This is a genomic window from Pectobacterium carotovorum, assembly GCF_033898505.1.
GTDB lineage: Bacteria > Pseudomonadota > Gammaproteobacteria > Enterobacterales > Enterobacteriaceae > Pectobacterium > Pectobacterium carotovorum_J.
The window spans coordinates 488,146-501,696 of record NZ_JAXAFK010000001.1 but is presented as its reverse complement, the minus strand read 5'-3'; the positions used below and the strand labels follow the sequence as shown (position 1 = coordinate 501,696).

Genomic DNA, 13,551 nt, shown 5'->3' with positions numbered 1-13,551 from the left:
CGGTTTGGATTCTCACGCGGCGGGCACAAAACTTTCCGCCCGCTCCAGAAGAAAATCATAAAACTCTTTCGCACACACCGAAAGCTGGCGCTCTCTATCCGTCACCAGATAGATACCACGCTGTAGCGATAAATCCCGGAATGGGATAATCGCAATGTCTTTGTGCTGAAACTGGAACAGCGTCAGCCCCGTCACAATACTCACACCATAATTTGCCGCCACCAGCCCCATCATGGTGGTCAACTGACGCACTTCCAGCACGTAGTTAAAGCCTTCCGGTTCGATAAGCTGATCGGTGTACTGTCGGATACTGGTGCCTTTGCAGAACCCGACAAACGGGTATTGCGCGACATCGGCCACATCGACACTATCGCGCTGCGCCAGCGGGTGCGAATTTTGGCAGATCAGATAAAAGCTATCGGCAAACAGCATGCGAGAGCTGAAGGTTCCCGGCGACGGCTGCCCTGCCGTCAACGCCAGATCGGCGCGCCCATCCAGCACTGCCTTTAGGCAGCGATCCCACTGCGTATCCAGCAGTTCAACCTTAATCTTGGGGTAAGCGCGGTGATATTGCGCCAGCACCTGAGGTAACCATTCCACCGCCATTGACGGCAATACCGCCAGCACAATCTTCCCTTTGTATCCCGTGGCATACGACTTGATTTCACCGACGGCATCGTCATGGGTTTGCACCAGTCGACGGGCAATATCAATGAAATGGAGGCCATCAGCATTGAGTTGCACTTTACGTGTGTCACGGTCAAATAGCCGATAGCCGACCTCTTCCTCCAACCCGGCAATTAATGAACTAAATGCAGGCTGAGAGAGATTTATTTTCTGAGCAGCGCGCGTGAAATTATCGGTTTCCGTCAGCGCGATAAAAGCTCGTAATTGTTTTATCGATAAGTTCATAGTGTTTTTATATAAATAAAATGAAGTCTCCGGTAAGAAAGGAACAAATTCAATAGAAAAAAACAGTAACTGCCATTTTTATGATCCTTCCCGCATTTATTTAATTCCATTCAAACGCTGCCCACTATTCATAAAAATGGACATTCTGGATAAATATCACAAATCATAAAAAACAATTACGTAAAAAGACCCAGTTAAACAAACCAAATCAATCAATTAGACATTAATAAGAAAACCGGAATAGTTAATACCATTAACAAATAAAATAAACCCATCAGATTTACGAATAAAACCATTGCGATTACGAGTTAGTATAAAGCGGGTTGAGGGTGATAAAAATAGTGCAGACAAAAAATCAAATGACTCTGGGGTAAGCACTCATTTGTTTTGTTAATTATGACAAGGATTGTTATTGAGTTGTTTAATTTATTGTAAATAAAACAAATAGGCAACATACAAATATATTATTAAAGAGGAACTTTTATGCTAGCTCTCATCGGGGTGCTAACCATAGCCACCCTGCTCTTTTTCATCATGACCAAACGAATGTCGCCTCTGGTGGCGCTTATCGTTATTCCCGTTCTGGGCGCGCTCGCGGCAGGCAGCGGCACCGATACCGCGAAATACGTGGTGGACGGCATCACCAAACTGGCCCCGATGGCGGCGATGTTTGTTTTTGCCATTGCCTTCTTCGGTGTCGTCACCGATGCCGGCATGTTTGATCCTATCATCAAGGGGATCTTACGCATGGTCGGTACCAATCCGGTAAAAATCATTATCGGAACGGGTGTATTGGCACTGATTGCGCACCTGGACGGTAACGGTGCCGTCACTTTCCTGATCACGATTCCCGCCATGCTGCCGCTGTTTAATAAGCTCGGCATGGATAAACGCATTCTGGTCGGCATTACCGCGCTCAGCGCCGGTGTTAACTTCCTGCCGTGGACTGGGCCGATGATCCGCGCCGCAGCCGCGTTAAACACCACGACGCACGACCTGTTTATTCCGCTTATCCCAGCGCAGCTTTGCGGCCTGACCTTCATGGTGCTCATTGGCTATTACTGGGGTAAGAAAGAAGAGAAGCGTCTGGGATTGGCATCGGGTAATCCACTGGCGAGCGGCACGCAGTCCATCACAGCTGAAGAGCATGTGAAAGAGCTGACCGATGCCGAAAAAGCGCTGCGTCGTCCGAAGATGTTCTGGGTCAACATCGCGCTGGTGCTTGCCGTTATCGGCACTATGGTGTTTACCAAAATTTCCCCTACGGTCGCCTTCATGATCGCGCTGACGCTGGCGCTGATGTTCAACTACCCCAACGTTGAAATGCAGAAAGAGCGTATTAATGCCCATGCCAAAGCCGCGCTGATGATGGCCAGCATCTTGTTTGCTGCGGGCGCGTTCACCGGCATCATGAGCGGCACCGGTATGCTGAAAGCCATGTCGCTCTCGGCAGTCAGCTTTGTACCGGAATCTTTTGCCTCCCACATTCCGTTTATCGTCGGCCTGATCTCCATGCCGCTGAGTCTGGTGTTTGACCCTGATTCGTATTACTTCGGCATCATGCCAGTCATTGCCCACACCGTGGACATGCTGGGCGTACCGCCGATTCAGGTCGCACAGGCTTCCGTATTAGGACAGATGACCACAGGCTTCCCGGTTAGCCCGCTGACGCCGGCCACCTTCCTCCTGGTCAGTCTGGCGGGTGTCGATCTCGCCGACCACCAAAAGTTCTCTATCCCTGTGCTCTGGGCCGCCAGCGTCATCATGACGTTCGCCTGCGTCATCTTCGGGGTCTTTCCCCTGTAGGGAATGCACCGTTTCCCATTGATCACGCCAACAGACACATTTCATTGATAAAGGTAAGTTTATGAAGACAATTCGTATTGGTTCCGGCGCTGGCTATGCTGGCGATCGCATCGAACCGGCCGTAGAACTGGCTCAAAAAGGCGACATTCAGTATCTGGTATTTGAATGTCTGGCAGAACGCACTATCGCCATCGGCCAAAAACAGAAGCAGCAGAACCCGGAAAAAGGCTACAACGAACTATTGGCCGACCGTATGCACGCTGTGCTGCCGCTCTGTCTGGAAAAAGGCATCAAAATCATCACCAATATGGGCTCGGCAAATCCCGTTGCCGCTGGTCAGCGCGTATTGGAAATCGCCAAAGAACTGGGTGCAGAGAAGCTGAAAATCGCCGTTGTTACCGGTGATGATGTGCACTCGGTACTGATTGCACAGGATTCCAAGCTGGATGAGATGGGTCAGCCTGTTTCACGCTGCGGCAAAGACATTCTTTCCGCCAATGCCTATCTGGGAGCCGATGCGCTGGTAGAAGCGCTGCGTCAGGGTGCGGATGTCATTATTGCTGGTCGTGTTTCCGACCCGTCGCTGTTCCTGTCCGCCATGATGTATGAATTCAACTGGGCAGCCGATGACTGGGATCGTCTGGGCAAAGGGACCTGCCTCGGTCACCTGTTGGAATGTGCAGGTCAAATCACTGGCGGCTACTACGCCGATCCTGGTGTTAAAGACATCCCTCATCTTGATCGCTTGGGTTTCCCAATCGCGGAAATTAGCGAAGATGGCAGCGCCGTGATTACCAAAGTTGAAGGTTCCGGCGGCCGCGTCTGCGTGGATACCTGCAAAGAACAGCTGCTGTACGAAATCCACCGCCCGGATAGCTATATCACTCCAGACGTGATTGCCGATTTCAGCCACGTCACGTTTACCCAAGACGGTGAAAACCGCGTACGCGTACAGGGTGCCACCGGACGGGCGAAAACCGACACGCTGAAAGTCTCCGTCGGCTATCAGGACGGGTTCATCGGCGAAGGCGAAATTTCTTACGCCGGCCCCGGTGCCGTCGCGCGCGGCCGTTTAGCGCTGGATATCGTCAAAGGGCGCTTTGCGCTGTGCCAGATCGATTTTCAGGAAGTGCGCTATGACCTGATCGGCGTTGATGCCCTGCACGGTGCGCAGCGGTCGCAAAGCAGCGAACCGTATGAAGTCCGCGCTCGCGTCGCGGCACGCTGCACCTCCAGAGCGCAGGCGGTGAAAGTGGGTAACGAAGTTGAGACGCTCTATACCAACGGCCCGGCAGGCGGCGGTGGCGTCAACAAAGCGGTGAAAGAAATACTGGCGATGGACTCTACCCTGCTGTCTCGCGCCTGCGTCACACCAGCCGTTGATTATCTGGAGATTAAATAATGAAACTGCGTGAAATTGCCCACTCCCGTACCGGCGACAAAGGAAATACCTCCAATATTTCGCTGATTGCTTACCGGGCAGAAGACTATGACGTGTTGAAAGAGACGATCACTGCCGAGAAAGTGAAGGCCTGGTTTGCCGATATCGTGACGGGTGATGTCGTTCGCTATGAGCTACCCGCCATCGGCGCACTGAACTTCGTCATGTACGGTGCACTGGGCGGCGGCGTCACGCGTTCGCTGGCGCTGGACATGCACGGCAAAGGATTAAGCTCGGCCATACTGGATATCGATATTTAATCCGACAATAGGGAACGGGTGGGATAATTTAATCCCCCTGTTCCCGCTAAATAACTCACATTCGCCGCCACGATTAACAGGTATTTATTTACCTGTGAGGATTCGTGCGGCCATTTTCAGCGTCATCACTGTCAGAGTCATCATTTAAGAGTAAATACGCAATGAATAATAAAGTCATTGATGCCAGCCATTTCCGTTCTTATTTATTTAACGGAATGACAATTATGTTCGGTGGTTTTATGGGCGTCGGAACACCGAAATTATTGGTAGATGAAATCATTAAATCCGGCGTCTCTGATTTAACCCTGATCGGAAATGATACCGGGTTTATCGACACCGGCGTTGGGCCGTTAATTGCCAGCGGTCAGGTAAAAAAATTGATTACCTCACACATTGGTACGAACCCGGAAACCGGACGCCGTATGCTCGCCGGTGAACTGGACGTAGAGCTGGTGCCGCAAGGGACGCTGGCAGAGCGCATTCGCAGCGGTGGTGCAGGTTTAGGCGGCTTTTTGACGCCAACCGGCGTCGGCACCATCGTCGAAGAGAATAAACAAAAAATAACCATTAACGATATTACCTATTTATTGGAGCTGCCGATTACGGCAGATCTCGCCATATTACAGGCCAGTATTGCCGACACCAGCGGAAACCTTATTTATCACCTCACCGCCCGTAATTTTAACCCGCTCATTGCGCTTGCCGCGAAGAAAGTCGTGGCGCAATGCGAGCAGGTTATTCCGGTTGGTCAATTAGCCCCGGAATGTATTGTCACCCCAGCGGCGCTGGTCGATCACCTTTATTTGGGAGAAAAATAATGGATGCGAAAGAATTAATCGCCCGCCGCGTCGCGCTGGAGCTGAAAAACGGCGACGTGGTGAATTTGGGCATTGGTTTACCCACCAAAGTGGCGAATTACGTGCCGCACGGCATTGAAGTCACCTTCCAGTCGGAAAACGGCTTTTTAGGGTTAGGGGCCATAACCGAACCGGATAGCAATCTGGTTAACGCTGGTGGCCAGGCATGCGGCATGGTGCCAGGCGCGGCCATGTTCGACAGCGCTTTTTCCTTTGCGCTGATTCGCGGCGGCCACGTCGATGTTTGCGTGCTGGGCGGCTTGCAGGTGGATGAACACGGCAGCCTCGCCAACTGGATGGTGCCTGGGAAAATGGTGCCCGGCATGGGCGGCGCGATGGATCTGGTTGTCGGCGCGAAAAAAGTCATTATCGCCCTTGAGCACTGCGCCAAAAATGGCGATGCCAAGCTGTTACACCAGTGTACCTATCCGCTGACGGCCGCCAATAAAGTCAGCATGGTCGTCACCGAGTTAGCCGTCTTCCAATTCATCAACAAACAAATGGTGCTGACTGAGATCAGCCCCGACATCACCGTGGACGAACTACGCCAGAAAACCGAGGCGAACTTTACCGTGTCCGCCGATTTAAAACCGTTCAGCATTCATTAATCGAGGCGATCATGAACGACTCCGTTGTTATTGTTAGTGCCAAACGCACCGCGATTGGCAAATTCGCCGGTAGCCTGGCCAATACGTCCGCTATCGATATGGCCTCTGCCACCATCCGTGACTGCCTGTCGACGCTGCCAGACACGCTGGCGGTTGATGAGGTGATTCTCGGCAACGTGCTGCAAGCCGGTCTGGGGCAAAACCCTGCGCATCAGGCCAGCCAGGCGGCTGGGCTTTCCTTTGAAACACCGTCGCTGACCATCAGCAAAGTCTGCGGTTCTGGTCTGAAAGCCGTCGTGCTCGGCGCACAGTCTATTCTGTCCGGCGACAATCAGGTCTGCGTAACGGGCGGGATGGAAAACATGAGTGCAGCACCTTATCTGCTGGACAAAGCGCGCCACGGTTACCGCATGGGGAATGGCAAGCTCGTTGACATCATGATTAACGACGGCCTGTGGTGCGCGTTTAATGATTACCACATGGGCACCACGGCAGAAAATATCGCCGAGCGTTACCAGCTTACGCGCGAAGAACAGGATCAGGTAGCGCTGGCGTCCCAGCAGAAAGCCGTCGCCGCAATTGAAGCGGGTCGCTTCAAAGCAGAAATTACCCCGCTGTCACTGCGCAGCAAGAAAGAGACGCGGATTTTCGATCGGGACGAGTACCCTCGTGCAGATACCACGCTGGCATCACTGGCGGCGCTACGTCCGGCATTTTCCGCGAATGGCACCGTCACCGCAGGCAATGCGTCCGGCATTAACGATGCTGCCGCAACGCTGGTGTTAATGCGTGAATCCGAAGCGAAGAAACAGGGCATTACCCCGCTGGCGCGTATCCGAAGTTGGGCGTCTGCCGGCGTACCGAGCGAGGTCATGGGGCTGGGGCCAATTCCCGCGACGCAGAAAGCGCTTCTCAAAGCGGGGTTGACGATCGGTGATATCGATCTGATTGAAGCCAATGAAGCCTTTGCCGCACAGTTTCTGGCCGTACAGCGCGATCTCCAGCTCGACCCTGAAAAAGTGAACGTCAACGGCGGCGCGATTGCGCTGGGTCACCCTATCGGCGCGAGCGGTGCACGTATTCTCGTCACGCTGGTACACGCGCTGCACAGCTACAACAAAACGCTGGGGCTGGCGACGTTGTGCATCGGCGGCGGACAAGGTATCGCGATGATCGTCGAGCGCGTTTAAAGCGGGTTGTTGACAGTCAAAACAACAAAGGCAGTAGAGCGGTAGTAACGGATAGATCGTAAAGACGCTGCAAGTACATCCATGCAAGCTCGGATTGCGCCATCCTTGGCGCAAACGCTTTACTCTTCTATTCCGTTACTGCCGTTTTCGTTCAGTAAATAGTTTTATCAACAGCCCACTTTCTTTTAGCCAGCAGCACGATTCCTCGGCTAAAACGTTTCCCAGTTCGCATTCGATGAGCTGGCATGGGCGGGTTTGGGCAACAGCGATGCCGGTAATGCCGCAGGAGAAGGCGCATTCTCTGCACGATGTTCCTGCGCAGCCGCCTGACTAATTTTGAATACCGCCACTGCGTTCTGTAAATATCGCGCCTGCTCTTCCAATGCCGCTGCGGCAGAAGCGGATTCTTCTACCAACGAGGCGTTTTGCTGCGTGACGCGATCCATTTCATTAACCGCCTGCCCGACCTGCTCAATCCCCCGGCTTTGCTCATCCGAGGCCGATGCGATCTCCCCCATAATATCCGTTACCCGGCTCACGGCGCTGACGATCTCTTGCATCGTATCGCCCGCATCTTTCACCTGCAAAGACCCGGTATTGGCACGGCTCACAGAATCATCAATCAGCGTTTTGATCTCTTTGGCGGCCTGAGCACTGCGCTGCGCCAGCGTTCGTACTTCTCCTGCCACCACGGCAAAGCCTCGTCCCTGTTCACCAGCACGCGCCGCTTCTACCGCCGCATTCAGCGCCAGAATATTGGTTTGGAAGGCGATGCCGTCAATCACGCTGGTAATGTGGGCGATTTTTTGCGAGCTATCGGCTATCTCATTCATCGTCTTCACGACATTATCGACGACAGTACCGCCTTTATTGGCCGTATCTGACGCATTTTTTGCCAGCAGCGTAGCCTGACGCGCATTGTCAGAATTCTGTTTCACCGTTGAGGTGAGTTGTTCCATGCTGGCGGCCGTTTCCTGTAGCGAGGCGGCTTGTTGCTCTGTGCGCGACGACAGATCGTTGCTGCCCACCGAAATTTCACTGGCCCCGGAGTGGATGGAATGGGAACTGTCGCGCACCAGACTCACGGTGCGGATTAATGACTGCTGCATATGGTGCAGCCCCGCCGCAAGCTGGCTCATTTCATTACGGCCGGCGATATCAATAGGATGCGTCAGATTACCTTCGGCGATGGCGCTAATGTGCCGCATGAGCGTGCGCAGCGGGTGTAAAAGAATACGCTGCAACCCGATCCAACTGAGGATAATCACCAACACGACGACCACGGAGAGTGCGCCCAGAAGCCACAGCATCGTTTCAAACGCCGTGTGGTTTTCCTGCAAGCCGTCATCCGACAACTGGTTTTGCGCCGCACGCCACGTAATGTAGGCGTCCTGCATGGCTACGTTATACGGCGTGGCACCGCTACTCAGTTTCATCGCCGCCCCCGCCAACCCACCGGAAAGCGAATCGACAATATCATTCAGTAGCTTGTCGTAAGCGGTATAGCTCTCTTCAAGTTTTTTAGATAACGCCTCATCCAATCCCGGCGTATTAGGGAGAGATAAATAATGTTTATAACTACTTTCTGAAGCGGTCAATTGCGATTTGGCTTGCTGTAAGAGCGCCTGCATGGCCTCTTTATCCGCATTCCCCATCATCATGTTTTGTATAATCGAACCGATAGCGATGCGCGTCTGATTCATCATGATCCAGGCATCAGTAAAGGCGGCCACATTCTGATTCGAGCGTTGGGAAACCAAAAAACTGTCTCTATCGTTCATCAGTGCCCGAACGGATAACGCCCCCGTTAAGAACTGAGATATGCCTAAGACAAACAATAAAATGACAAGGATGGTAATGACTTTAATACGCTTAAACATGGCACACCCTCTTTTTCCATAAGGATGGAATAGTTATATCCGAAAAAAGAAGCTAAATATTGAACACTCAACACAAATAAAAACATTGCCTATATTATTTAACATTCAAATATGGATTATTTTATTTTTAATATGGATAAAATCTCATTTCTAAAAAATATACTCTACTTTGAATATAACAGTGAAAAATTCGCAATAAGACAAACTTATGGAATAACGCTAAATAACTCGAGTGGCGTGGTAAAACATTCATCGGTTGAACGACGTAAAGCGCTGGTTCTTTAAAGCCAGCGCATAAAGAACCGGGTATTTAAAGGAAACCAACGCATATGTAGCCTGAAGTATGGCGGGATAGATTTTTATTTGAGGTAAGACAACGCCTGTTTCAGCATCCGTTCATCAATCCCGTGTCCGACAGCGGGCACGATATCCAACGTAAACGCGGTCCCCAGTTCCTGAAAACGCTGAGCGGCAGCATGAGCGTGCCCAACCACAATCACGCCATCCGCTTCACCGTGAATCAGGTGCACCGTAACATCAGCAAAGGCTTTTTCTGGCAATACCGCAAAGCGGCCGCTGAACGCGATAATGTGCCCGGCCAGCGCGGATTCTGACTTCAACGCTTCGAGCGACATAATGCTGCCCTGAGAGAAGCCCACCAGCACGGTGCGTGCCACGCTAATGCCGCTTTCTTCCTGCCAGTGGCGCACAGTATCAACAAAACGCGGCAGGTTTGCCTCAATGCGGGCTAGCCGATTCTCTTCCGTAACGCCCTGCACAGAGAACCACTGGCGCCCGTCGCCATAGCCAGTGTTGAACGGCCCGGCAATACTGACCACTCTCGCCTGCGGCAGTGCAGCGGCAAAATAACGCCCAATCTGTGCCATACCCGCGGCGGTATCACCCACCCCATGAAACAGCAGGATTAATTGATTCGCCTCCGAAGGCTGCTGAACAACAACATAATCTTGATTCACGTTTCTCTCCTGAGAGCCTGTGCCGAACGCCATCATCTGCCGACATTCGTCATAAAGTACGGTTAATGCTCACTATACGCCGTGCACTGACAGGAGAAATCGGGAATTACTGAACGAGATGTTCCATTTTTTGCAACGACAGAGGGGATATCCCGCCCTGTCAGTGCGGTTTAACGATACGGATCGTTGAGGCCGGATCGTTAACCAGACAGCGTGCCGGACGCACCGGCCGTTTGACTAACTCACCGCCGCAGTTCGGGCAGGCGTGATGAAATACGGCATCCGCACAGTCAGGACAGAACGTGCATTCATAAGAGCAGATATACGTTTCGGTATCTGGCGGCAAATCACAGTCACAGTGCTCACAATTAGGGCGTAATTCCAGCATCGGCTTATCCTGATTCAACAAAAATAATCGGTCCCTCGCTGTCACTTTTCTGTGGTTATTGCACAAAGAGTAGTGAAGGAGACTGAGATTCTTTTCTACCAGAAACCGACCTTCATGCAAATGAGGTTTATTCACCAGAATAGCACCCCCTCATTAACAACAGTCTGACTTTCCGAATCCCTGTTTTTTTGGGAGGCGGTTCTCTATTCGCAATACATACAGGGACACGACAATGACGACGGCAGTTCAGCTATTTTCATTCAAAGAGAATGATGCGCCAAAAAGAAAAACATTTCGCCAATCCATTATCGCCGCCAATATCAGTCTCGCGTTGCTGATGCTGGCAGGCTGCGGCAGTGGTGGAGGTGGCGGCGGTGAAACTACCAGCATCGTGCCAACATCGCCCTCCCCCACTACGCCGACGACGCCAACCACACCCACAACGCCGGAAACCCCGACCGCATCCGCCGTTAAAGTCGGGATTATTGATTCCGGTCTGGAAGCAGCTCGCCCGGAATTTAATTACAGCAATCTGCATTTTTCCTCTTTTGTCGGCAGTTCACAGCTTAACGATAATCAAGGCGTTAACGGCCACGGCACGCTGGTGGCACTGGCGTTGGCGGGTCTGGCGACAGATAGCTATGCAGGAGGCGTCGCACCGGACAGTCAACTTTATATTGCGCAGACGTCGTTAAATAACCGCTTTGACTATCAAAACACCACCTCCGCCGTGAACTGGTTGCTCAATTCCGGTGTGAAAATCATCAATATGTCCTATGCCGCAGACGAACGACTGACGACCGCCGAGACACTGAATAGCGCAAGAAACAATTTTAGCTACCTCTTAGTGCGTAACGAGTTGAAAAGCATTGTCGATGCCGAAGCGCTGAGCATTGTCGCCACGGGGAATAATGCCGGCTCAACGCCATCCCCCAATACGCAGATCCCACTGATTTTTGGCGAAACTTCGTTGCAAAAAGGCATTTTGGCCGTCACGGGTTACATCCCCGAATGGGTTGGGCAGGAAGGCAATGAGCGTCCTGCTGAGCTTTATCTTTTTGATAAGTGCGGCAATGTCGCCGCCTATTGCATGAGCGCACCGGGCTATGTTGATTATCCCGTTGCAGGCAGCAGCACTTCAGAACGTTCGCACGGTACCTCTTTTGCAGCGCCGCGCGTCGCGGGCGGCGCTTCGCGGGTGCAGGCAGTTTATCCGTGGATGACAGGCTACAACCTGCAACAAACGCTGCTGACCACCGCGACCTATCACACTGACGGGTATACTCGCTACGATGCTGAGAACGCTTACTACGAAACGGTCAGGGACAGTGAAGGCAACGTCACACAGGTTATTTTCCACCCAGCGTATATCTCGGTCGCCGATACCGCCAACGGACGCCCTTATAACGACACCTTTGGCTGGGGCGATCTCAACATCGATAAAGCAGTGAAAGGCCCAGCCATGTTTTACGCCGATAACTTCACCGCGCGTTTAACCGCAGGCGACTACACGTTCGCTAACGATATCAGCGGCGATTACGGCCTGATCGTCAACGGGGCCAGCAATGCAGGCGGGGTTCTGCGTTTGACAGGCAACAATACCTATAAGGGCGATACCCAAATCACCGCCAATAGTCTGTACGTTGACGGCTCAATTGTGGGTAATGCCAGCGTATCCGGCTCCGGCACGCTGGCAGGAAAAGGCCGCATTGGCGGGAATGTGAGTAACACGGGTATCGTTGCCACCACCGCAGAAGGGGGGCTGACCGTCGCAGGCAATTACACGCAGGGCAGCAACGGCCTGCTTAACGTAACGCTGACCAACCCGTTCACCGTTGAAGGCAGCGCGGCGCTGGATGGCACATTGCGCGTTGGCCTGCCCAGCAATACCTACATCGTCCAGACACAGGAAACCCTGCTGCACAGCAATCAGGGCATCACGGGAACATTCCGTACCACCGATCTGGGGCTATTCCTGACGGGGAACCTGACTTACGGCAGCAATGATGTCACTGGCGCATTCAGCCGCCTGAATACCGTAGAAGCGGCCACCAGCAGCGGTTTGCGCAGCGCCGCGCAGTTGCAGACAGCGGCGAATGTTGAATCGGCGCTACAGGTTGCCGATCGCTGGTCAACGCTGTTCTCAACCAGTGAGCAGCAAGCCGGTTTACTGGCTAAAGCCGCCGCCTTCCAGCAGTTAGGCAGCGCGAGTGCCGCCGCTATCGCACTGGATTCGCTGTCCGGTCAGGCACACGCCTCCAGCAATGCCATTCTGTTTAACAGTCTGGATTATCAGAACCAACTCCTGAACAACCGCTTGGATCTGTTAGGGAACGGGAAAAACTACGGACTATGGATTGAAACTGGCAAGCTGCGCGGCGACCTGAAACAGTCCGGCTATCTGGGCAGCCATTACGACATCACGCTGACTGCCATCGGTACGGATACCGACTTCGACACGCCGGGATTACGTGCCGGGATCGCCTATACCAACAGCCAGATCAAAGCAGATTACGAGGGCAGCGGCGGCAGCAGTGAGAATAAGCTGCACGGGGTGATGACCTACGCGCGTTATAACCTCACGCCAGAATGGTATATTCAGGGCAACCTGAGCTATCAGCGTGGTCGCGATAAGTTAAGCCGTTCGATCTTACTGAATAATGTCGAAGCCGTTTCCAGCAGTACCTCGAGCGATAGCTGGCAGAGTCTGGTCAAAACGGGTTACGAATGGGCGCTCAACGATATACTTAGCGTACAACCCTATGCAGGACTCAAATACAGCTATCTGTCCACCGGTGGTTTTACGGATATCGGTAGCGCGTTTGGCCTGACGGGAGAAGGCAATGATTATTCCCGTACCGTTGGCCTGACAGGGGTTAACCTGCGTGCGCTGTTGCAATGGAATCAGGGATGGTGGAGCAGCGTCGGCGTGAGCGGTGAGTACCAGCATGCATTCACTAACCCGTCGCTTGATGTCTCTGCCCGCTGGAGCGGGCTGGGCCGCGAAGGAGAGCACCTCGATATTCCGGGCATTCGACTGGACAAAGACTCGCAGTGGGCGGGCGTGAGACTGGACGTAGGTAAAGCGGCGGATGCCCGTTTCTTCCTGCGTGCTGACAAACACTTTGCCGATCGCGGTAACGAAGAAGTGCTGCGCGGCGGTGTCGACGTGTCTTTCTGATAACGCGATGACGCCGGCGCTCCCTCCGTCGGCGTTAACATCATGATAAAG

General features: G+C 52.8%; 11 protein-coding genes. 7 read left to right on the top strand and 4 right to left on the bottom strand.

All coding sequences use genetic code 11. The features are described 5' to 3' along the window. Window positions 1-12: 12 nt before the first annotated feature. Window positions 13-912, bottom strand: a complete 900-nt coding sequence (locus R9X49_RS02080; protein ID WP_180778347.1) for a LysR family transcriptional regulator — start codon at window positions 910-912, stop codon at window positions 13-15. 483 nt (window positions 913-1,395) lie between these two features. Here R9X49_RS02080 and R9X49_RS02075 point away from each other — a divergent pair, with 483 nt between their 5' ends. The 6 genes from R9X49_RS02075 (at window position 1,396) to R9X49_RS02050 (ending at window position 7,074) form a co-directional block, all read left to right on the top strand. After that, complete coding sequence (locus tag R9X49_RS02075) at window positions 1,396-2,718, top strand: citrate:proton symporter (protein WP_319847026.1); 1,323 nt, start codon at window positions 1,396-1,398, stop codon at window positions 2,716-2,718. 61 nt (window positions 2,719-2,779) lie between these two features. Next, the gene (locus R9X49_RS02070) at window positions 2,780-4,120 is read left to right on the top strand and encodes an acyclic terpene utilization AtuA family protein (protein WP_319847025.1); all 1,341 of its coding nucleotides are present in this window, start codon (window positions 2,780-2,782) and stop codon (window positions 4,118-4,120) included. Next, a complete protein-coding gene (locus tag R9X49_RS02065; protein ID WP_319847024.1) occupies window positions 4,120-4,419 on the top strand; it encodes a hypothetical protein in 300 nt (99 codons plus the stop codon). Before R9X49_RS02070 ends, R9X49_RS02065 begins: the two co-directional genes overlap by 1 nt. Window positions 4,420-4,580: 161 nt before the next feature. Next, a complete protein-coding gene (atoD, locus tag R9X49_RS02060) occupies window positions 4,581-5,237 on the top strand; it encodes an acetate CoA-transferase subunit alpha (protein ID WP_319847023.1) in 657 nt (218 codons plus the stop codon). Further along, complete coding sequence (locus R9X49_RS02055; protein WP_319847022.1) at window positions 5,237-5,884, top strand: 3-oxoacid CoA-transferase subunit B; 648 nt, start codon at window positions 5,237-5,239, stop codon at window positions 5,882-5,884. The genes atoD and R9X49_RS02055 overlap by 1 nt, the downstream gene beginning before the upstream one ends. An 11-nt stretch (window positions 5,885-5,895) precedes the next feature. Next, a complete protein-coding gene (locus R9X49_RS02050; protein ID WP_319847021.1) occupies window positions 5,896-7,074 on the top strand; it encodes an acetyl-CoA C-acetyltransferase in 1,179 nt (392 codons plus the stop codon). Window positions 7,075-7,283: 209 nt separating this feature from the next. Here R9X49_RS02050 and R9X49_RS02045 read toward each other — a convergent pair whose 3' ends face one another. The 3 genes from R9X49_RS02045 to R9X49_RS02035 form a co-directional block, all read right to left on the bottom strand. After that, the gene (locus tag R9X49_RS02045) at window positions 7,284-8,954 is read right to left on the bottom strand and encodes a methyl-accepting chemotaxis protein (RefSeq protein WP_319847020.1); all 1,671 of its coding nucleotides are present in this window, start codon (window positions 8,952-8,954) and stop codon (window positions 7,284-7,286) included. A 359-nt stretch (window positions 8,955-9,313) separates the two neighbouring features. Then, window positions 9,314-9,931, bottom strand: coding sequence for an esterase (gene ypfH, locus R9X49_RS02040; protein WP_319847019.1), 618 nt, complete (start codon window positions 9,929-9,931; stop codon window positions 9,314-9,316). A gap of 160 nt (window positions 9,932-10,091) precedes the next feature. Further along, window positions 10,092-10,319 (bottom strand): DUF1272 domain-containing protein, encoded by a 228-nt coding sequence (locus tag R9X49_RS02035; RefSeq protein WP_319847018.1) that lies wholly within the window; start codon window positions 10,317-10,319, stop codon window positions 10,092-10,094. 232 nt (window positions 10,320-10,551) lie between these two features. On the opposite strand from R9X49_RS02035, the gene R9X49_RS02030 reads away from it, so the two are divergent. Beyond that, on the top strand, window positions 10,552-13,500 hold the full coding sequence (locus tag R9X49_RS02030) for an autotransporter domain-containing protein (protein WP_319847017.1): 2,949 nt from the start codon (window positions 10,552-10,554) through the stop codon (window positions 13,498-13,500). Window positions 13,501-13,551 lie beyond the last annotated feature (51 nt).

Coding starts and splice junctions, on each gene's coding strand:
- R9X49_RS02080 (WP_180778347.1), bottom strand. CDS start 912: ATGAACTTATCGATAAAACAATTACGAGCTTTTATCGCGCTGACGGAA.
- R9X49_RS02075 (WP_319847026.1), top strand. CDS start 1,396: ATGCTAGCTCTCATCGGGGTGCTAACCATAGCCACCCTGCTCTTTTTC.
- R9X49_RS02070 (WP_319847025.1), top strand. CDS start 2,780: ATGAAGACAATTCGTATTGGTTCCGGCGCTGGCTATGCTGGCGATCGC.
- R9X49_RS02065 (WP_319847024.1), top strand. CDS start 4,120: ATGAAACTGCGTGAAATTGCCCACTCCCGTACCGGCGACAAAGGAAAT.
- atoD (WP_319847023.1), top strand. CDS start 4,581: ATGAATAATAAAGTCATTGATGCCAGCCATTTCCGTTCTTATTTATTT.
- R9X49_RS02055 (WP_319847022.1), top strand. CDS start 5,237: ATGGATGCGAAAGAATTAATCGCCCGCCGCGTCGCGCTGGAGCTGAAA.
- R9X49_RS02050 (WP_319847021.1), top strand. CDS start 5,896: ATGAACGACTCCGTTGTTATTGTTAGTGCCAAACGCACCGCGATTGGC.
- R9X49_RS02045 (WP_319847020.1), bottom strand. CDS start 8,954: ATGTTTAAGCGTATTAAAGTCATTACCATCCTTGTCATTTTATTGTTT.
- R9X49_RS02035 (WP_319847018.1), bottom strand. CDS start 10,319: ATGCTGGAATTACGCCCTAATTGTGAGCACTGTGACTGTGATTTGCCG.
- R9X49_RS02030 (WP_319847017.1), top strand. CDS start 10,552: ATGACGACGGCAGTTCAGCTATTTTCATTCAAAGAGAATGATGCGCCA.